Source organism: Methylorubrum populi, assembly GCA_036946625.1.
Lineage (GTDB): Bacteria > Pseudomonadota > Alphaproteobacteria > Rhizobiales > Beijerinckiaceae > Methylobacterium > Methylobacterium populi_C.
The window spans coordinates 1,074,434-1,093,030 of sequence record JAQIIU010000002.1; the positions used below are offsets into that span (position 1 = coordinate 1,074,434).

Sequence of the window (18,597 nt, forward strand, 5' to 3'; positions counted from 1 at the left end):
CGATCGCTTCGGGTTTGGCCCCCCTCTGTCATCGCGAGAGGCCGAGATCATCAACCGGATGTCGTATCAGCCGATCTCCTCGTGCCACGTGCGGCCGTCGCGCTCGATCAGGGCGATCGAGGCGGTCGGGCCCCAGCTTCCGGCGGCGTAGGGGCGCGGCGGCTCGGGGCGGTCGGCCCAGGCCTTGAGCAGCGTGTCGGCCCAGGCCCACGCCACCTCGACCTCGTCGCGGCGCATGAACAGGGTGGCGTTGCCGCGCACCACGTCCATCAGGAGCCGCTCGTAGGCGTCGGGGTAGCGCTGCTTGAAGGTCTCCTCGAAGGAGATGTCGAGGTTGGTCGGGCGCAGGCGCATGCCGCCGGGGCCCGGATCCTTGGTCATCACCTCGAGCTTCATGCCTTCCTCCGGCTGGAGGCGGATGACGAGGCGGTTCGGCTCCCGCCCGAACGCGTCCGCCGGGAAGATCGAGAACGGCGAGGCGCGGAACTGCACCACGATCTCGGACAGCTTCTTCGGCAGGCGCTTGCCGGTGCGGATGTAGAACGGCACGCCCGCCCAGCGCCCGCTCTGCACTTCGAGCTTGAGGGCGACGAAGGTCTCGGTCCGGCTCGGGCTGTCGTCGCCGAGATCGGCTTGGTAGCCCTCGACCGGCCGGCCGTTCACTGCGCCCGCCGCATACTGGCCGCGCACCGTCACGCTCTGCACGTCGGCGGCGCCGATGGGCTTGAGCGCGCGCAGCACCTTCAGCTTCTCGTCGCGCACGGAATTGGCGTCGAGGGAGATCGGGCTCTCCATCGCCGTGAGGCAGAGGAGCTGGAGGATGTGGTTCTGCACCATGTCGCGCAGGGCGCCGGAGGTGTCGTAGTAGCCGCCGCGGCCCTCGACGCCGACGGTCTCGCCCACCGTGATCTGCACGTGGTCGATGACGTCGGAATTCCACAGCCGCTCGAAGATCGTGTTGGCGAAGCGCAGCGCGAGCAGGTTCTGCACCGTCTCCTTGCCGAGATAGTGGTCGATCCGGAAGATCTGGTTCTCCGGAAACACCGCGCCGACCGCGTCGTTGATGGCGCGGGCCGATTTCAGATCCTTGCCGATCGGCTTCTCCAGCACGACCCGGCTCTTCTCGCCGATCAGCCCGTAGCGGTCGAGGTTCCGGCAGATCGCGCCGTAGAGGTCCGGCGAGGTGGCGAGATAGTAGGGCCGGATTCTATCGGGCCGCTCGTCGAGCAGGCTCTTCAGGGCGTCCCAGCCGTCGTCCCCGAGCGCATCGACGGCGACGTAGAACAGGTGGTCGAGGAAGCCGTCGAGCTTGGCCTCGTCGATCTCGCCCGCCGGCACGAAGCTTTTCAGGGCGTCGCGGGCGCGCTCGCGGAACTCTTCCGCGGACATGTGACTGCGCGAGGCGCCGATGATGCGGCTCGTCTCCGGGATCTGCGCGTCGCGGTAGCGCTGGTAGAGCGCCGGCAGGAGCTTGCGCTGGGTCAGGTCGCCGGTGGCGCCGAACACGACGTAGTCGAAGGGCGAGACGGGGATGATGGTGGCCAAGGACGGCTCCCATGATTCGCGCGGGGGTCGAGGCGCCGGTTCGCGGTCGAGGGCGCGTCCCGCGGGCAGTCCGCCGAACGCACGCCGCAGCACGGTGGGTTACCGGTTCACGACGAGGCCTTGCAAGGGTGTTGCCGAACAAACGATCGGGAACGAGGGACACGCCGCCCATCGCCTCACCGGGGAAGCGGGCGGCTCCCTTGCCGCATCGTGGACATCCGGCCCCACCCGATGCCGCGCGGCCGGGTCATACGGTTTCCGGTTGATCGGCTCGGTTCTTCACCCGTCATCGCGAGCGAATGCGAAGCGATCCAGGCCGCCGCCCTATCCGGAGGTGTCGCGCCCTGGATTGCCACGGCTTCGCCTCGCAATGACACACGAGAGGCCGAGGTCATCAACCGGATGTCGTATCAGTCCGAGGATCGGCTGCGGCGCGTCCCGATGGAATGGTAATCCGGCACCTGTTCGACGGGTGCCGCCTTCTTCTCCTCCGCGACCGGCAATTTGGCGATGCGCTCGATTCGCACGCCCGCGTAATTGCCGCGCCGCCACGCGAGGTTCACCCGCAGCACGAAGTCCCGGCCGAGGATTCGCAGCATGAAGGTCGCGGGCAGTTCATAGGCGGCCGGAACGCCGAGCTTCGCCCCGGACTTCGAGATATCCTTGACGTTGCACGGGATTTCGGTGCCGTCGAACAGCCGGATCAGCGCGATCCAGTTGGTGGACGCCCGCTCCTCGCGCCGGGCGACGAGAGCCGCCTCGACATGCGTCGCGACGTCGCCCGGTCCCGTTTCGGTCGAGTGATCGGCGGGCGGAAGGGGGAAATCCGGCATCGGGGACTACCGCAATAGGCGACGTCGGCGTCACGATAATGGAAAAGTGTTGATGCAAGATTTGCACTGCCGATGTCCGATCGACCGCGGGCGCGTACCGCCTTGGCTTAAGACTCGGGAAGAACGCTCGATCCTTTGCCGCGACCGTCGATGCCGCACCGCAAAATGCACGTTCGCTTCTTGCACTGCACAGGAAAATCGTTCGTGCGTCCGGTCACGAAACGGCTTGCAAGATGTGAACGGCAGATTAACGTACTCTTCCGTGGTAACGCGTTCGATGTTTGACCCCTGGCAGGGAGTGGTCCCATGTCCGAGCTCATTCGCGTGAAACCGACCCAGGACGGCACCTACACCGTCTATCGCGGGTCATTGGCCCTGGTCTCGGGCCTGACGCGGCTTCAGGCCGAGCGGTACGAGGCCAGCATCGCCCGTCAGCAGCGCGTGATGTCACCCCTCGTGGGTATCTGAGTCTCTCGACCGACGGTTCCAGGGCGCGGGTCCGGCAACGGGTCCGCGCCCTTTTCCATGCCGACCGCACCGGTCCGCCGGGCGGGAGACGGCGCTCAGCCGAGGCCGGTCTCCGTCCGGATCCAGGCGGCGGTGTCCGGATCGGCGCCCGAGACCGGCAGGTGCAGGATGATCGGGGTCTCGTAGGGATGCCGCTCCCTGAGGGCGGCCCCGAGGGCGTCGGCCAGCCCCTCCCGGCTCTTGAGGATCGCCACGACCTCCTCGCCGTGCTCCACCGCGCCTTTCCAGGCGTAGACCGACAGCATCCCCGGAATCACGTTCACGCAGGCCGCGAGGCGTTCGCGCACCAGGGCCTCCCCGACGGCGAGGGCCGTCGGTGCGTCGGGAAAGGTCGTGTAGACGAGGAGCGGGCGCTCCATGCTATGGCTCTCCTCGGCAGGCCGGTGTCACTGCGGGCCTCGACGCTGCCCCGAGTGAGACCGGCTCGGCCTCTTCCCGTCAACAGGGCTGACAGCACGGATGCCGCGGCGCTTTTCTCGGATCGCCTTCGTGGCGAGCCCCACGGCGGATGCGCGGGAGGCGGCGGACGCCCTGATGCGCCGCTACGACCACGTCCCGCCGGAGGAAGCCGACGTGGTGGTGGCGCTCGGCGGCGACGGCCTGATGCTGCAGGTGCTGCACCGTTTCATGAATGCGCCCAAGCCGATCTACGGCATGAACCGCGGCACGGTCGGCTTCCTGATGAACGAGTTCCGGGAGGACGGCCTGCTCGACCGCCTCGAGGCGACCAAGCGCTCGACCGTCCACCCGATGACCATGATCGCCACCGATACCGAGGGGCGCAGCCACACCGCGCGGGCGATCAACGAGGTCTACATGCTGCGCCAGACCCACCAGACCGCCAAGCTGCGGGTCTCGGTGGACGACCACGTGCGCCTGCCCGAACTGATCGCCGACGGCATCCTCGCCGCGACGCCGGCCGGCTCGACCGCCTACAACCTCTCGGTCGGCGGGCCGATCCTGCCGCTCAACGCGCATCTCCTGGCGCTCACGCCGATCTCGGCCTTCCGGCCCCGGCGCTGGCGCGGCGCGCTGCTGCCGAACTACGGGCGCATCCGCATCGACGTGATCGACGCCGAGCACCGGCCCGTCGCGGCGGTGGCCGACCACACCGAATTCCGGCGGGTCTGCACCGTGGAGACGTGGCTGGACCACGCCACCAACCTCGTCCTGCTGCACGATCCCGGCCACAGCCTGGAAGAACGCATCCTGCGCGAACAGTTCGGCTGATTCTTTCGTGGTTTTGCCGAGGGACGAACGATCGCGCGCGTCCGGCCAACGGCACGGTTCCGGATGGCTTCGGCTTCACCTCGCCACGACGGAGAAAGAGCGCTCCCCGTCAGACGAAGCCATACAGGAACGCGGTTCGCCCAAGAATCTCGCTGAACGCCCCTACGGGTTGCGCAGCACCGGCACCGTCTTCGGCGAGCCGAGATCGTAGGTTCTGTTGCGCAGGGGATCGAGCTTCGTGCCCTCGGAGGCATCGAAGGCCTTCGGGCGCTGGCCGCCGGGCGTGCCGTCGGTGGCGGCGCCATCGAGGGCGAAGGCCGCGTTCGAGCCCGGTGCGTAGGCGGAAGCGCGGCCGGGGGCCTGCGGGGCGTTGGGCTCGGCGGCGTTGGGGTCGACCTTGTCGACGGCGCCCGAATCGGGCTGCTGCGACTGCTGGCGGGCGCGCTCGACCTGTCGCCAGCGGGTGACGTTGCGCTGATGGCCCTCCAGCGAATCGGCGAAGGCATGTCCGCCGGTGCCGTCGGCCACGAAGTAGAGATCCTTCGTGCGGGACGGGTTGGCGACCGCTTCCAGGGCGGCGCGGCCCGGATTGGCGATCGGGCCCGGCGGCAGGCCCTCGATCACGTAGGTGTTGTAGGGGGTCGCGCGCTCGATCTCCGAGCGCAGGATGCCGCGCCCGAGGGTGCCCCGGCCGCCGACGAGACCGTAGACGATGGTCGGATCGGATTGCAGCTTCATCCGCTTCTGGAGCCGGTTGACGAACACGCCCGCCACCCGCGGCCGCTCGTCGGCCCGGCCGGTCTCCTTCTCGACGATGGAGGCCAGCGTCACCATCTCGGCCGGCGTCTTCACCGGCACCTCGGCGCTGCGCCGCTGCCAGATCTGGTTCAGAACCTCGCGCTGCTTGGCCCGCATCAGGTTGAGGATCTGCTGGCGGGTGGCGCCGCGCTCGAACTTGTAGGTGTCGGGCAGGAGCGAGCCCTCGGGCGGGGTCTCGGCGATCTCGCCGGACAGGATGTCGTTGTCGCCGAGCCTCGCCACGATCTGCTCGGAGGTCAGGCCCTCGGGGAAGGTGATGGCGTGCTGGACCTGCCGGCCGTTGCTCAGGGTCTCGATCGAGTCCTTCACGCTGGCATGGGCCTTGAACATGTACTCGCCGTGCTTCAGCGGCCCCTTGCCGCCGAAGCGGGCGGTCATCTCGAACAGGGTCGGATGATCGATCACGCCCTCGCGGGCGAGGATCGCGGCGATCTCGGAGGTTCCGCTGCGGTTCGGGATCACCACGACCTTGTCGGCGGGGAGCGGGCCCGGCTCGGAGGCTTGGCGATTGACGAGGGTGAGCCCGACGAGGGCGCCCAGTGCCAGTACCACGGCGAGGGTGAGGAAGCCGCTGATGGTGGCGAGCAGGCCGCCGCGGCGGCGCTCCGGCTGTTCGGGCGGCGGCGGGGCGACGGTCGGCTTGATGGCCTCGCCCGGGCTGCGCGGCGACGGCCGGTTCGGCAGCGACGGTTCCTCGGAAGCGGGCGGCGGAGACGGCAGCTCTTGGCGTCTGCGGAACATCGGGATCCTGCTGTGGCCTCGCGGGGCCTTCGAAAGGCCCGCCCGGGGGGCGTGCTCGCCGCACGGCTTCACGCCGAGCGCTCGACGCCGCGGCGCATCGATCCTTGAGCAGTTTTGTGGCGAAATGGCGTTGGGTCGCGGCGAAGCCGCCGCGCCCGGCGTCAGGCCGGCGCGCGGATCATGCCACGCGGCGCATCAGCAGCGAGGCGTTGGTGCCGCCGAAGCCGAAGGAGTTCGACAGCACGGTGTCGATCCGCTTGCGCTTGGCCTCGTGCGGGATCAGGTCGATCGGCGTCTCGACGGACGGGTTGTCGAGGTTGAGCGTCGGCGGCATCACGCCGTCGCGAATCGCGAGCACGGAGAAGATCGCTTCCACCGCGCCGGCCGCGCCGAGCAGGTGACCGATGGCCGACTTGGTCGACGACATCGAGGCCTTGGCCGCCGACGCCCCGAGCAGCCGCTCCACCGCCTTCAGCTCCAGTTCGTCGCCGAGCGGCGTCGAGGTGCCGTGGGCGTTGATGTAGTCGATCTCGGACGGGTCGATCCCGGCCCGCTTCACCGCGGCTTTCATGCAGCGGAAGCCGCCGTCGCCGTCGGGCGCCGGCGAGGTGATGTGGTAGGCATCGCCCGACAGGCCGTAGCCGATCACCTCGGCGTAGATCCGGGCGCCGCGCGACTTGGCGTGCTCGTACGCCTCCAGCACGACGATGCCGGCGCCCTCGCCCATGACGAAGCCGTCGCGGTCGCGGTCGTAGGGGCGCGAAGCCTTGGTCGGCCGGTCGTTGAAGCCGGTGGAGAGCGCGCGGCAGGCGGCGAAGCCCGCGAGCGAAAGACGGTTGACCGGGGCCTCCGTGCCGCCGGCCACCATCACGTCGGCGTCACCCAGCGCGATCAGCCGGGAGGCGTCGCCGATGGCGTGCGCGCCGGTCGAGCAGGCGGTGACGACCGCGTGGTTCGGACCTTTCAGCCCGTGCTGGATCGAGACCTGCCCCGAGGCGAGGTTGATGATGCGGCCGGGGATGAAGAACGGCGAGATGCGCCGCGGTCCCTTCTCGTGAAGCGTCACCGAGGCATCGTAGATGGTGCCGATGCCGCCGATGCCGGAGCCGATCAGGACGCCGGTCGCCTCCTGGTCCGCGTCGGTCTTCGGGTGCCAGTCGGCGTCGTCGAGCGCCTGGCCGGCGGCGGCCATGGCATAGACGATGAAGGGATCGACCTTGCGCTGCTCCTTCACCTCCATCCACGCATCGGGATTGAAGGTGCCCTCGGAACCGTCGCCGAAGGGGAGCGTGCAGGCGATCCGGCAAGCGAGGTCGTCGGTCTGGAAGGCGGTGACGGCGGAGGCCCCGCTGTCGCCGGCGACGAGACGGCTCCAGGTGTGCTCGACGCTGCCACCCAGCGGCGTGACCATCCCCAGACCCGTGATCACCACCCGACGCATTGTTCGATCCCAACCGATCCGTTCGGCCCCGCAGGGCCCTGTCCGAGACATGTAAGCGGCGCGCGGGGCCTGTCGACCCCGCCCGCACGGGACACCGCCTCAGGCGGAGTTCTTCTCCAGGAACTTGATCGCGTCGCCGACCGTCTGGATGGTCTCGGCCGCGTCGTCCGGGATCTCGACGTTGAACTCCTCCTCGAACGCCATCACCAGCTCGACGGTGTCGAGGCTGTCGGCGCCGAGATCGTCGATGAAGTTGGAGGCCTCGGTGACCTTCTCAGGCTCGACGCCCAGGTGCTCGACGACGATCTTCTTCACGCGCTCGGCGATATCGCTCATCGTTGTTGGTCCTCGTCTTCTCGATCGTGGTGGTGTGTGCTTCTGACGAAAGCGCCGTGGCCGCCTGCCCGCTTCGGGGGTTTCTTGGACGGCCGGTGTTCGATCGCGCGTGGTTTGGAAAAGCCGCAACCCGCTGAACCGTCAACTCCCCTGCACGGCTGAGCCGGGTGTTAACACAGGGTTTCCGCTCTGGCGAGGGGCGGTTCAGAAAGCGTTCATCGGCGTGGTTTTCCGGTCGGAACGTCCCTTTGTGGACATTCTCAGTACATCGCCATGCCGCCATTGACGTGCAGCGTCTGCCCCGTCACGTAACCCGCTTCCTCCGAGGCCAGATAGACCGCCGCCGCGCCGATCTCGGCGCCGGTGCCGAGCCGCCCCGCGGGCACGCGGGTCAGGATCGTCTCGCGCTGCTTCTCGTTCAGGGCGTCGGTCATGGCCGAGGCGATGAAGCCCGGCGCGATGCAGTTGACGGTGATCCCGCGGGTGGCGACTTCCGCCGCCAGCGCCTTGGTCATGCCGACGAGCCCCGCCTTGGCGGCGGCGTAGTTGCCCTGACCCGGGTTGCCGGTGGCGCCGACCACCGAACCGATGCCGATGATGCGGCCGTAGCGGCGCTTCATCATGCCCCGGAGCGCGGCGCGCGAGAGCCGGAAGGCGGCGGTGAGGTTGACGTCGAGCACCGCCTCCCACTCGTCGTCCTTCATCCGCATGAAGAGGTTGTCGCGGGTGATGCCGGCGTTGTTCACGAGGATGTCGAGGCCGCCCAGCGCCGATTCGGCCGCCGGCAGCAGCGCCTCGACCGCGCCCTTGTCGGCGAGGTTGGCCTCGACCACGGCGACGCGGCCGCCGCCGAGTTCCGCCGCCCGTTCGTCCAGCACGGCGCGGCGGGTGCCGGAAAGGGCGACGTGCGCCCCTCGCGCGTGCAGCGCCCGGGCGATCGCCCCGCCGAGGCCGCCGGTCGCGCCGGTGACGAGGGCCTTGCGGCCGGTGAGGTCGAACATGGTCTCGGCTCTTCCGATCGAAACGGGAATCAGTCGTAGGCGGCGACGTCGTCGGGCGTGCCGACCGCGCCCGCGGAAGCATTCGGCGCGATCCGCTTGACGAGGCCGGTCAGCACCTTGCCGGCGCCGAGTTCGTGGAAGCGGTCGACGCCGGCCCCGGCCATCGCGGCGACGCTCTCGGCCCAGCGCACGGTGCCGGTGACCTGGGCCACCAGCGCCGCGCGGATCGCATCGGGGTCGGCGAGCGGGCCGGCGGTGACGTTGGCGTAGACCGGCACCACCGGCGCCGTCATCGTCACCTCGGCCAGCGCCCGGCGCATCGCCTCGGCGGCGGGCGCCATCAGGGCGCAGTGGAAGGGCGCGGAGACGTTGAGCAGCACCGCCCGGCGCACGCCGCGGCTCTGCGCCAGCGCCATCGCCCGCTCGACCGCCTCCTTATGCCCGGACAGGACGACCTGCCCCGCGCCGTTGTCGTTGGCGACGCCGCAGACCATGCCCTGCGCCGCCTCCCCGGCGATGTCCCGGGCGGTGGCGAGGTCGGGCCCGAGCAGGGCGGCCATGGCGCCGATGCCCGGTGCGACCGCCCGCTGCATCGCCTCGCCGCGGATGCGCAGAAGGCGGGCGGCGTCGGAGATCGAGACGGTGCCGGCGGCGGCGAGCGCCGAGTATTCGCCCAGCGAATGGCCGGCGACGAAGGCGGCGTCGCGCTTCAGATCGAGGCCGCGCTCGGCCTCCAGCGTGCGCAGCACGGCCAGGCTCGCCGCCATCAGCGCCGGCTGGGCGTTGGCGGTCAGGGTCAATTCCTCGGACGGACCCTCGAACATCAGGCGCGAGAGGTTCTGGCCGAGCGCCGCGTCGACCTCCTCGAAGACCTGCCGGGCGGCCGGGGACGCCTCGCTCAGCGCCTTGCCCATGCCAACCGCTTGGCTGCCCTGCCCCGGAAAGATGAAGGCTCGCGTCATGACGTCCCGTCGCCGTCGCCCCGCTCGTCAGCCCCGCCGCACGCCGCACGGACGGCGGGCCGACGATCGGGTCTGTCGCGCGGCGTTGTCTCAAGGAGCGGCGCACTCGCATCACGTGCCGCGGGTGTCAACAATGCGCTGCACAAGTTCAGGCGGCGCGAAAAGCCACGCTCGACACGGCCGAGCTCGCTTCGAACCCGTCGGGACCTGCTGCTCGTCGAACGCGAAACCGGGCGCGCGCCGGCGCATTGTCCCAGAAGACGCCAGCGAGATTCCTGCCATGTTCCGAACGAGGTTCCCCCAGGAAGCCGTCGGGCGCGCGCATGCCCTGATCGGCGCTTACGAGACCGCCCATGCCGGGCTCGCGCGGATCTCGCACGAGTTCCGCCGCGATCTGCGCGTCACCCTCGACCGGCTCGGGCCCGGTGCGGCCCCCTATCTTCGCGCCGTGCGCAGCGATCTCGAAGATCGCACCGTGGAGGCGCGTGCGACGTGGCCGCTCTGGATCGACCGGCTCACCGATCCGATGATCGACCGGCGCCTGATCGCCTCGCGCGCGCTGCTCGAAACCGTGGATCGCGAGGCCGACGCGCGCGGCATGGTCCTGTAGCGCGGACTAGCGAGTGCCTCACGAAACTCCCGGTCACCGACCGCCCTCGCTCTGGCGGCGACGGCGCGGCGGGAGTTTTTGTGAGAGACGCTACGCCGCGGCCCGCAACTTCGGTCCGCGCGGCGCGGCGGCGATGTCGCTGCGCGCCCGTTCCAGCGCTTCGGCGATGCAGGCGGCGGCGCGGGCGATTTCCGCATCGGAATGTCCGGCGGTCACGTGCAGCCGCAGGCGGCCGGCCTCCGAAGTCGCGGCGAGATCGGCGAGCAGGCCGCATTCGGCCAGGCGGCGGCCGACGAGGCGGGCGAGATCGGCCGAGCCGGTCTGTACCGAGACGGTCGCGCAGGGCTCTCCGCTGACCTCAACCCCCTGCTCGCGCAGGGCCGCGCGCAGGTTCAGGACGCTGCGCATCAGCCGGGCGCGGCGCTCCTGCCCCTCGGCGTCGTCGATGACCGCGAAGGCGCTGAGGATCACCGCCGTCTGGATCGGCGAGAGCGCGCTCGCGGCGGCACCGTCGTTCGCGCGCAGGCAGGCGGTGATCGAACGGGTGCGGGCGGCGACGAAGCCGCCGTTCGAGGCGAAGCTCTTCGAGAAGCTGCCCGTCACCAGATCGACCTTGCCGAGCATGTCCTGTAGGCCGAGATGGCCGCGCCCGTCCTCGCCGAGGCAACCCAGATCCTCGGCGACGTCCACGAGCAGCGTCGCGCCGTACTCGTCGCAGAGCGCCCGCAGGGCGGCGAGGTCGGGCGTGCCGGAATCGGCCGGGGACAGGCTCTCGGTCACGACGAGGATGCCGTTCTCCACGTCGCGGGCGCGAATCGCCCGGAGACGGGCGCGGCAATGCCCGGCATCGAGATGGCGGAACGGGAAGAGGTTGCGTGTCGCGGCCTCGGCCGCCTCGCGCAGGCCGCCCCGGACCGAGGCGTCGATCACCACGTGGTCGGCCGGGCGCACGAGTCCGCGGATCACGGTGAGCGCGGCGGCGCGGCCGGTCGGGCAGAGCATCGCCTCCTCCATCTGGAGGAAGTCGGCGATCCGGCGCTCCAGCGCCAGCGACAGGCCGGGATCGCCGGCCTCGGCCGCGGCGCAGACGCTGCGGACGCCGAACCGGCGCAGGGTCTCGGCGGCCGCCTCCACGATCTCGGGGTGGGTCGAGAGACCGAGGCAATCCTGCGAGGCGAAGTCGAGGCCGCGGATGAAGGGCGCCTCGCCAGGCGCCTGCGACAGGAGGCGGACGCCGTCCGCCCGGACCCGGGCCGTCGCGTCGGTCCGTTCACGATGTCTCATGCCATCCCGTCCGATGCCGCGTTGTTCTCGGCTCGACTGTCGGCGGCGGCGGCTTGCCATCGTGTTAAGCGGGCTCGAGCGAGCGAAAATGCATCGGCGCGTATTTAACGAAACGCTATTGCCGAACCGTCGGACCCATTCGCTCATTCTTTACCAGACGATACCATGGTCCGAATGCGTTCCTGTTGAATGAACCGGAAAGGATATCCTCTTCTGAGGACATCTTTCGCAGATGCCCCTCTCGACGATCGAAAACGCCCTCGACGAAGCGCGTCGGGGGCGCTCCCCCGCCGGAGGCGCCCCCGAAACCTGCCCCCCTCGGACCGACCGGATCAGATCGCCGGAACCCCGCCGATCGCCGCGCCGACCCCGTACAGCCTCCCGTAGAGCACGCCGTGGGCGAGATAGTAGACGCCCAGGAACATCATCAGGGCACTGGCATAGTAGACCGGAGCGAGCACCACGTCCCGACGGGTGGCGGCGACGCGGGCGTCGTCGGCGGCGACGGCGATCAGCACCGCGACGATGCTCGAGTGACCGACGGCGTCGATCTTGCCGAACTCGAAGATGGCGGAGATGAAGATCGCGGCCAGGATGATCGCCGAGGCACGGCGCACCAGGGGGGTCCAGATCAGGGCGAAGGCGAGGGTGAACTCGATCACGCCGGCGGCCTGCATGAACAGCTCGGGCGTGGCGCCCATGGTCATGCCGGGCTTGGCGGCGATCAGCGGATCGGTCCATTGCGGGTAGGCCCACTTCTCGACCGAGGCCCACATCAGGGTGATCGCGGCGGCGATGCGCACGATGTCGATGGGACGCCGGCCGAACAGGGTCCGGTCGAAGGCGATCAGGGCGAGGAAGGCGGCCACGCCCAGGAACACCGGATAGTCGGCGAGATGGAAGGCGCCGTAGTTCCACACGGCGAAGGCGAACAGGAACGCGATGCCGGCGGCGGTCAGCGGCAGGGTGCGCTTCCACAGGAGCCCGGCGGCCATGGCGAGCTGAAGCCAGGAAATCCAGGCCGCGTCGGTCTTCAGTTCCGGCGTCAGGATGATCCCGCCGAGATTCCACAGAGAGACGAGGAAGAAGCCGACCACGGCCCGCACGATCAGGGCGCTGTTGTCGCGGATCCGCACCGTCACGCGGTCGAGGGCGTTGAGGAGCGCGGTGCCGAGCGGCGTCCCCTCGGCGAGGCAACCGAACATCAGGCAGACGAGAGCGAGCCCGGTCAGCCATTCGAAATCGGCGCACAGCACCTGTTCGAGCCCGCGCGGCCGACCGGCCACGTCGAAGGCGCAGAACCATTTGACGTGGGCGCTGGCCGCCCCGGTCCCGACCAGGAGAAGGCTTGTTGCGCCTGCAAGCACGACGGGAGAGCGCACCCAGAAGCTGGACACGTGAGGCATGGGGCTGCCGAAACGGGAGGGACGTTCGTGGTTCGATAAAAACTTAACCGAAGTCGACCGGACCCGCTAAGGGTTTGTTTACGCAATTTAGCGATTGGTTAACGGGCTTTTTGCAGGAAATGACAAGCAGATGCCCGGAGATGCGGCAGCTCGGTGACGGAGAGACTTCGCACCGAGCTTCGTGGCGGGCCTGTGGGCAGCGGTGGCCATGGGGATGCCCGTCTGCGCGACGCGCGCGTTAACGCCTTCGAAGCCCTTGTGGGGAAGGTTTGGACGGCGCTCGGACGCGGCGCCTTGATCGGGAGGATGGATGATCGCCCTCGTCAGTCTCGTCACACTGTCCGGCGGCGTCGTTCTCGCGGGACAAGCCCCGCGCTATCCGGCCTGGACCGCGCGAATGGAGACGGCCGGCGGCCTCGCCCTGGTCACGGGCCTCGCCATGGTCGGTGCCGGCCTGAAGGCCTATTGCTGCTGAGGGCGTGGCCCGCGACGCGGGAAACCGGGATCACAGGATCACGCGCCGACACGGGCGCGTTCAGTCACGCCGCCGCAGGACACTCGCGAAGAAGCCGTCGAGACCGCCTGCCCGGCCGATGCCGCCGCCGAGATGGCTCGGCAGGGTACGCAGATCGCCCGAGGCATCGATCAGCTCCGCGTGGCCGGCGAGCGGGTCCGGCGTGATCGCAATCCGTTCGAAGCCGGGATGGCGGGACAGGAAGGCCGCGATCTGCGTAGGCCCCTCCTCCGGCTCCAGGGAGCAGGTGCAGTAGACCAGCCGTCCGCCGGGACGGGTCAGCCGGGCCGCCTTGTCGAGCAGGCGGCTCTGGAGCCCGGCCAAGCGGATCAGGTCCGCCTCGCTCTTGGTCCATGCGGCGTCGGGATGGCGGCGGATCGTGCCGGTCGCCGAGCAGGGTGCGTCGAGCAGCACCGCGTCGAAGGGCGCGTCCTCCGGCAGGTCGAGGGCGTCGGCGGTCACCACCTCGGCGGACAGGCCGAGGCGCGCGAGATTGCGCCCGAGGCGCTCCAGCCTCGCCGCGGACCGGTCGACCGCCGTCACCGATGCGCCCGCGGCGGCGATCTGTGCGGTCTTGCCGCCCGGCGCCGCGCAGAGATCGGCGACGCGCTCGCCAGCCACCGGCGCGAGCAGCCGCACCGGCAGGGCGGCGGCGGCGTCCTGCACCCACCACGCGCCTTCGGCGTAGCCGGGCAGGTCGGCCACCGCCTCGCGCACGTCGGCGAGCCGGACCGAGCCGAGATCGAGCCGGGTGCCGCCGAGGCGCTCGGCCCAGGATTCGACATCGCGGGGGATCGTGAGATCGACCGCCGCGCCTTCGAGATGGGCGGCGGCGATCGTCCGGGCCGCCGCCTCCCCGTAAGCGGCACGCCAGCGGCGGGCGAGCCAATCCGGCGTGTTGCGATCGAGCGGATCGCCCGCTTCCGCCCGGATCGCCTCGCGTTCGCGGGCGATCCGGCGCAGCACGGCGTTGACCAGGGGCGCGAGGTGCTGCGTCTGCGGGTCCGCCTTGGCGAGGCGCACGGAGAGATCGACGGCGGCGTGATCGGCCACCGCGAGGTCGAGAATCTGCGCCGCTCCGGTCACCAGCAGGGCGAGAAGATGCGGCCGGTCCTCGGGAAGGCCGTCCCGCAGGCGGGCGGCGAGCGCCGCCCGGATGAAGCCCAGGCGGCGGAAACTCGCCGTGGCGATGGCCCGGGCGAGCGCCGCGTCGCCTGCCTCGAATCCCGCGCCGCGGCCGGCCTCAGCCAGCGCGTCTTCGAGCACGAGCCCGCGGACGGGACCGAGCAGGGTCGCGACCGCCTCCCGCGCGACGTGGCGCGCGGCAAGCCCCGGCACGGACGGGTCGAAGAGGGGCGGCGTGCGGCGGTTGGGTTTCGATGCCACGCTTGACGTGCCGTTCTCAGCGAAAAGGAATGAAAGGGGGCTCGCCCCGGAGCCGAGGCAGTCACATCTGTCGGCCAGGGATGCAAGGGCAAGGGCTTTAAGCGGATGGAGACCGGCATGACGGAGGCGGATGCCAAGACACCGGTCGAGACGCCCCGCGCGCTCGCCCCGGCGGCGCAGCGGGCGCTGGCGGAAGCGGCCGAGCGGCGCGCGGCGATCGATGCCCGCGCCGCCAGGATCGCCGAGCGGCCCGAGCGGCTGGGCCGGGGCGGCCTCGAACCCGTGCGCTACGAGGATTGGGAGGTGAAGGGCCTCGCCAGCGATTTCTGAGCGGGCCTCGCTCCCATGTCTCCCGCGGTGGTCGGCGGCATCGCATCGTCAGGCGGCCCGCCAAAGGAACGCATGGGCCGCCCGGATCAGGACCGGCGGAGGCGCGATGCGGGTCAGGGCCGCGCCTGGCCTTGCTGGCGAACAGGTATCGGATGACGCGCGTGCCTCATCCGGCCTGCGTCGCGGTGCTGGATTGCTACGGAGGGGGAAACTCACACCACCATTGCGAACCGTCAGGCGAAGCAATCCAGTACCGCGGCGGCGCTGGACGAGGCATCCCGGCGGTCCGGCACCACTCGCCGGCAGGATCGCGAAGGCGGCACCCCACGATGGCCGCATCGCGAAAGCGCGTATCCCGATGGACACAAACCACAAAATTTTCCATAAAATTTCTTTTATATTAGTATGTTAGCGGGCGCATAGCGCGCTCTCGGCCGGCTCCTGCTCCTCGATCCGGCTGGGAACGACTCGGCCGAGTGGCGCCATCCTCCTCGCGCCTGCCTGCGGCTGTGGGCGTCTCGATGCGCTTCACCATAACTCTCGTCGTAGGCCGGGATCGACGCTCGGAACTCGGCCTTCGTCTGCCGGGGTTGCCCACCCGTCTGCAGGAACTTCGAAGCCGGCGGCCCACCGCTCCAGCACCGCCCGATGTGCTCTGTCTGCGCCTCTACACCTCGCACCCTCCCGCGCCGTCACGGATGGCGCGCACCATGCGGGGCGACCACGACCAGAGCAAGACGACCTGATGGCTACAGGCGCTCGGTCAGGTCGGCTATTCCCTCGGCGATCTTGTCCAAGGCGTCGATCTTCGTCCCGTCGTCGCCGGCCGCCTCAGCCTGAGCGCGCAGGGTCGCGAGCGCGCGTTCGATCTTGGCGCTCGGGATGCCTTCCGCGAAGATCTTGAGGAAGCTCTGCCAGTAGCGCGCCGGGATGCCCGACAGCGCCTCCTGCATCAGCGCCACGATGAACTCGTCCATGATGCGCGACCGTGCGACCCGGCCGAAGTTGCCACCGCTATCGCTGACCGCCACGTCGTTGAAGCTGTCGCTCTTCACCGGGTAGGGGGCCTGATGCGTAGCTGGCGTCACCTTGGCGTCCGGGCCCGTGGTCGGGCGCAGGTTCTCCCAGTAGTAGTTCCGCTGCTCGGCAGCATGGCGGGCTTCCTCCACGAACGGGCGAAGGAGCTTTGGCGCCCCGGACAGGATCTCGTCCAAGGTCCAGGGATAAACCACCAGGAGGTCCTGCGGGGCGCACGCCATTGGCGACGCTGTGTACCGGAAGGACGGCTCGCCTTCTTTGGCAAGGATGAACCAGCCCTTGAGCTCGATGCCCATCAGCACCCGGTCGGCTTCCGGAACGCCGGGGGCGCCGGTTTGTAGCCGAACGTCGGGGAATACCTGAGCCTGCCTGACGAACGAGTATTGCTGGTACTGCCGTTGGGGGTCCCAAAGCTCACGCATGTCGTTGAGGGATTCGACAACGCTTTGCTCGATGGCGGCGCCCAGCGGGGTGTTCAGGGTGAACAAGTCGGTCGCAGATATGCCCGCGATGCGTAGGCTGGTTCGGAACCGAGACGGCAGGGCATAGAGGGTATTGCGTACCCGGTCGTACAGGTCGCGATGCGGCCACGTTTTCGGATCGGGACCACCCATGCGAACTGGGCCGGCCGGCAAGGCAGGCGCTGCCGACGGGACCCCCGGAGGTTTGCGCGCTGGGGGGCTCATGCCGATCTCGTGAGGGGCAGGGTCTCGATCTCGCGGCGGACGCGCAGCGTGGCCGCCTCGAAGAACTCGGGGTTGAGCTCGGCCGCGTGCGCCCGGCGACCGTGCCTGACGGCTGCTACGGTCGCAGAGCAAAGGCCCCCGAAGGGCTCCCAAACCACGTCGCCCGGGTCGGTTGCAGCGAGGACCTGCCGCTCCATCAAGGCGAGCGGCTTCTGGTTGGCGTGCAGGTAGCCGGTCCCGTGGAGGGCCTTCACGCGCTCGCTCCCGTGTACGGGAGACTCACGCCAAACGTTCGTCAGGGCGTGGACATGGGTCCACTTGGCTCGCATCCGGTCCCACGCCGCGGCGGTCGGAGCCGTCTTGCCGTCCAGCGAGAAGTAGGGACGCGTTGTCGGACGGCCGCGTTTCGTGCACCACTGCGCCATCGCGACGAGGGCGGAGCCGGGCGGGAAATACCAGACGTGATCTTGGGTCAGGTACTTCCGCGTGGCCGCGTTCGCGACGTCGCAGGCTTGGTTCGACTGGTTCATGGGCAGGCCGGACCGGAGCCATTCGGCACGGACCCATTCCTTGAGTGAAAGCTCCTGGCCGCCCTCGGTTTGGAGCGTCGCCTTGCGCGTGTAGCGGACGGCAAGCTCGGTCACGACCGGCAGGCCGCGAATCGTCCGGGAGTTCACATTGCCGGCGATGTGGGCAATGCCTTTGTCCCAGATGACGGTTTCCTCGTACTGCCAGCCATGAAGCTCTAGCGCCGAGTGGCTCTTGGCCCAACCGATCTCGCTGTTCCAGAACCACAGCGTGGTGAACGGCTCGGCGTGCCGGGCCCAAGCCGCGGCGTGCGGTGCGTAGAACTCGGCGAGACCATCCGGCGTGTACGGCTCACCGGGATACTTCCCTAAGCCGTACGGGCCATCGCTGATGATGCAGGCGGGAGGCAGCCACTCGTTGCAGGCCTTCAGGCTGTCACCATGCGTGATGGAAGCCGATCCCAGCCTCATGGTGGCATCGCCACCCTTAACCAAATCCAGACGTCCCTTGCCGCGCATCACGCCACTCTGCCCCGGTCCAGAACGACGCTGCCACCCAAAACTTGACAATTAGGTCAATGCCTCACCGGACCCAAAGCCTCCGTCGTCCACGGGACGTTGGCCATCGTCATACCCCGCTGGCGGTCGCGCGTAACCAAAAAGCCGGGGCGCACGCTACTACGCCCGAATCGAGGCTTCAGGTGGCTCCGGAGGGGTTCGGTGGTATCAACGTCTCGGCGCCCCCGGGCCGTGGTATCAAGGGGGCACCCAAGTGGCTGTCTGCGAAGGGGAAATGAGTGGAGCGGGTGAAGGGAATCGAACCCTCGTATTCAGCTTGGAAGGCTGCTGCTCTACCATTGAGCTACACCCGCCGACGGCTTCCCACGCCGGCCTCCGGTCTTCCGGAAACCCCTCCATAAGGAGCAGGGCGTGTCGAACGGCACGTGTTGGGGGATAGCACGCCTTGGCGGCTTTGAGAAGGTCAGGCGGTGCTTTCTGCCGACGCGGATGGCGTGCTGGCAGCGACCGCTGCGGCTCATCTCCGAACTGGCCGCCTCGGCACCGTCTGCCTCTGCGGGGTCTCGCCCGGAGGCTGCCCTCGCCCGACGGCGAAACGGCCTGCGGCACCGGTTGGGACGGTGCCGCGGGCCGCGCTTTCGATCATGAAGACTGGCCCGAGGCCCGTCACGCTCTCGAAGTCGCTCGAACGGAGGGCGGTTCCACGATCAGCCTGCGCGGACGGGAAAGCCGCCCTTACATACCGCCCAGCAGCACGTTCATCGAGCCGACGACGGTCATCACGAGACCGCAGGCGAAGACGGCGATCATGGCGTAGGAAATGGGTTTAAGCTGCATGGTCAGTCGGCTCCTTGATCGATG

Annotated in this window: 18 protein-coding genes and 1 tRNA gene; 5 read left to right on the forward strand and 14 right to left on the reverse strand. The window is 69.3% G+C overall.

The genetic code is table 11. The features are described from left to right. Positions 1 to 66 precede the first annotated feature (66 nt). Positions 67 to 1,545, reverse strand: coding sequence for a glucose-6-phosphate dehydrogenase (gene zwf / locus PGN25_07115; GenBank protein ID MEH3117370.1), 1,479 nt, complete (start codon positions 1,543 to 1,545; stop codon positions 67 to 69). Between the two features lie 410 nt (positions 1,546 to 1,955). Next, positions 1,956 to 2,378: a PilZ domain-containing protein gene (locus PGN25_07120; GenBank protein MEH3117371.1), complete on the reverse strand. Its 423-nt coding sequence runs from the start codon at positions 2,376 to 2,378 to the stop codon at positions 1,956 to 1,958. Positions 2,379 to 2,684: 306 nt separating this feature from the next. Here PGN25_07120 and PGN25_07125 point away from each other — a divergent pair, with 306 nt between their 5' ends. Continuing rightward, positions 2,685 to 2,846, forward strand: coding sequence for a hypothetical protein (locus tag PGN25_07125; protein ID MEH3117372.1), 162 nt, complete (start codon positions 2,685 to 2,687; stop codon positions 2,844 to 2,846). A gap of 95 nt (positions 2,847 to 2,941) precedes the next feature. Here the strand turns inward: PGN25_07125 and PGN25_07130 are convergent, their stop codons facing one another. Beyond that, positions 2,942 to 3,265 (reverse strand): divalent-cation tolerance protein CutA, encoded by a 324-nt coding sequence (locus PGN25_07130; GenBank protein ID MEH3117373.1) that lies wholly within the window; start codon positions 3,263 to 3,265, stop codon positions 2,942 to 2,944. 100 nt (positions 3,266 to 3,365) lie between these two features. Between PGN25_07130 and PGN25_07135 the strand changes: the two genes are divergently transcribed. Next, positions 3,366 to 4,136: an NAD kinase gene (locus tag PGN25_07135; protein ID MEH3117374.1), complete on the forward strand. Its 771-nt coding sequence runs from the start codon at positions 3,366 to 3,368 to the stop codon at positions 4,134 to 4,136. Between the two features lie 162 nt (positions 4,137 to 4,298). Here the strand turns inward: PGN25_07135 and mltG are convergent, their stop codons facing one another. From mltG to fabD, 5 genes are all read right to left on the reverse strand, one after another. Further along, positions 4,299 to 5,696, reverse strand: a complete 1,398-nt coding sequence (mltG, locus tag PGN25_07140; protein MEH3117375.1) for an endolytic transglycosylase MltG — start codon at positions 5,694 to 5,696, stop codon at positions 4,299 to 4,301. Between the two features lie 178 nt (positions 5,697 to 5,874). Beyond that, on the reverse strand, positions 5,875 to 7,137 hold the full coding sequence (gene fabF / locus PGN25_07145; protein MEH3117376.1) for a beta-ketoacyl-ACP synthase II: 1,263 nt from the start codon (positions 7,135 to 7,137) through the stop codon (positions 5,875 to 5,877). 99 nt (positions 7,138 to 7,236) lie between these two features. After that, positions 7,237 to 7,473, reverse strand: coding sequence for an acyl carrier protein (locus PGN25_07150; GenBank protein ID MEH3117377.1), 237 nt, complete (start codon positions 7,471 to 7,473; stop codon positions 7,237 to 7,239). Positions 7,474 to 7,733: 260 nt separating this feature from the next. Beyond that, positions 7,734 to 8,474 carry a 3-oxoacyl-[acyl-carrier-protein] reductase gene (gene fabG / locus PGN25_07155; GenBank protein ID MEH3117378.1) on the reverse strand — a complete coding sequence of 247 codons (741 nt, stop codon included), beginning with the start codon at positions 8,472 to 8,474 and terminating at the stop codon, positions 7,734 to 7,736. 29 nt (positions 8,475 to 8,503) lie between these two features. Continuing rightward, the gene (gene fabD / locus PGN25_07160) at positions 8,504 to 9,436 is read right to left on the reverse strand and encodes an ACP S-malonyltransferase (protein ID MEH3117379.1); all 933 of its coding nucleotides are present in this window, start codon (positions 9,434 to 9,436) and stop codon (positions 8,504 to 8,506) included. A 280-nt stretch (positions 9,437 to 9,716) separates the two neighbouring features. Between fabD and PGN25_07165 the strand changes: the two genes are divergently transcribed. Beyond that, positions 9,717 to 10,046 carry a hypothetical protein gene (locus PGN25_07165; GenBank protein ID MEH3117380.1) on the forward strand — a complete coding sequence of 110 codons (330 nt, stop codon included), beginning with the start codon at positions 9,717 to 9,719 and terminating at the stop codon, positions 10,044 to 10,046. Between the two features lie 90 nt (positions 10,047 to 10,136). Here PGN25_07165 and PGN25_07170 read toward each other — a convergent pair whose 3' ends face one another. Next, positions 10,137 to 11,330, reverse strand: coding sequence for a pyridoxal phosphate-dependent aminotransferase family protein (locus PGN25_07170; GenBank protein ID MEH3117381.1), 1,194 nt, complete (start codon positions 11,328 to 11,330; stop codon positions 10,137 to 10,139). Positions 11,331 to 11,662: 332 nt separating this feature from the next. Then, on the reverse strand, positions 11,663 to 12,736 hold the full coding sequence (locus tag PGN25_07175; protein ID MEH3117382.1) for a hypothetical protein: 1,074 nt from the start codon (positions 12,734 to 12,736) through the stop codon (positions 11,663 to 11,665). Positions 12,737 to 13,046: 310 nt separating this feature from the next. On the opposite strand from PGN25_07175, the gene PGN25_07180 reads away from it, so the two are divergent. Next, positions 13,047 to 13,211, forward strand: a complete 165-nt coding sequence (locus tag PGN25_07180; GenBank protein ID MEH3117383.1) for a hypothetical protein — start codon at positions 13,047 to 13,049, stop codon at positions 13,209 to 13,211. 60 nt (positions 13,212 to 13,271) lie between these two features. On the opposite strand, the gene PGN25_07185 is transcribed toward PGN25_07180, so the two are convergent. Beyond that, positions 13,272 to 14,636, reverse strand: a complete 1,365-nt coding sequence (locus PGN25_07185; GenBank protein ID MEH3117384.1) for an RsmB/NOP family class I SAM-dependent RNA methyltransferase — start codon at positions 14,634 to 14,636, stop codon at positions 13,272 to 13,274. Between the two features lie 117 nt (positions 14,637 to 14,753). Between PGN25_07185 and PGN25_07190 the strand changes: the two genes are divergently transcribed. Further along, complete coding sequence (locus PGN25_07190) at positions 14,754 to 14,966, forward strand: DUF1674 domain-containing protein (GenBank protein MEH3117385.1); 213 nt, start codon at positions 14,754 to 14,756, stop codon at positions 14,964 to 14,966. 749 nt (positions 14,967 to 15,715) lie between these two features. On the opposite strand, the gene PGN25_07195 is transcribed toward PGN25_07190, so the two are convergent. The 3 genes from PGN25_07195 to PGN25_07205 all read right to left on the reverse strand — a co-directional run bounded on the left by PGN25_07195 (position 15,716) and on the right by PGN25_07205 (position 18,089). Next, entirely contained in the window at positions 15,716 to 16,618 is a 903-nt protein-coding gene (locus PGN25_07195; protein ID MEH3117386.1) for a hypothetical protein, read from the reverse strand. Positions 16,619 to 16,686: 68 nt separating this feature from the next. Continuing rightward, the gene (locus PGN25_07200; protein MEH3117387.1) at positions 16,687 to 17,736 is read right to left on the reverse strand and encodes a DNA methyltransferase; all 1,050 of its coding nucleotides are present in this window, start codon (positions 17,734 to 17,736) and stop codon (positions 16,687 to 16,689) included. A 279-nt stretch (positions 17,737 to 18,015) separates the two neighbouring features. Then, a tRNA-Gly gene (locus PGN25_07205) sits at positions 18,016 to 18,089 on the reverse strand. Positions 18,090 to 18,597 lie beyond the last annotated feature (508 nt).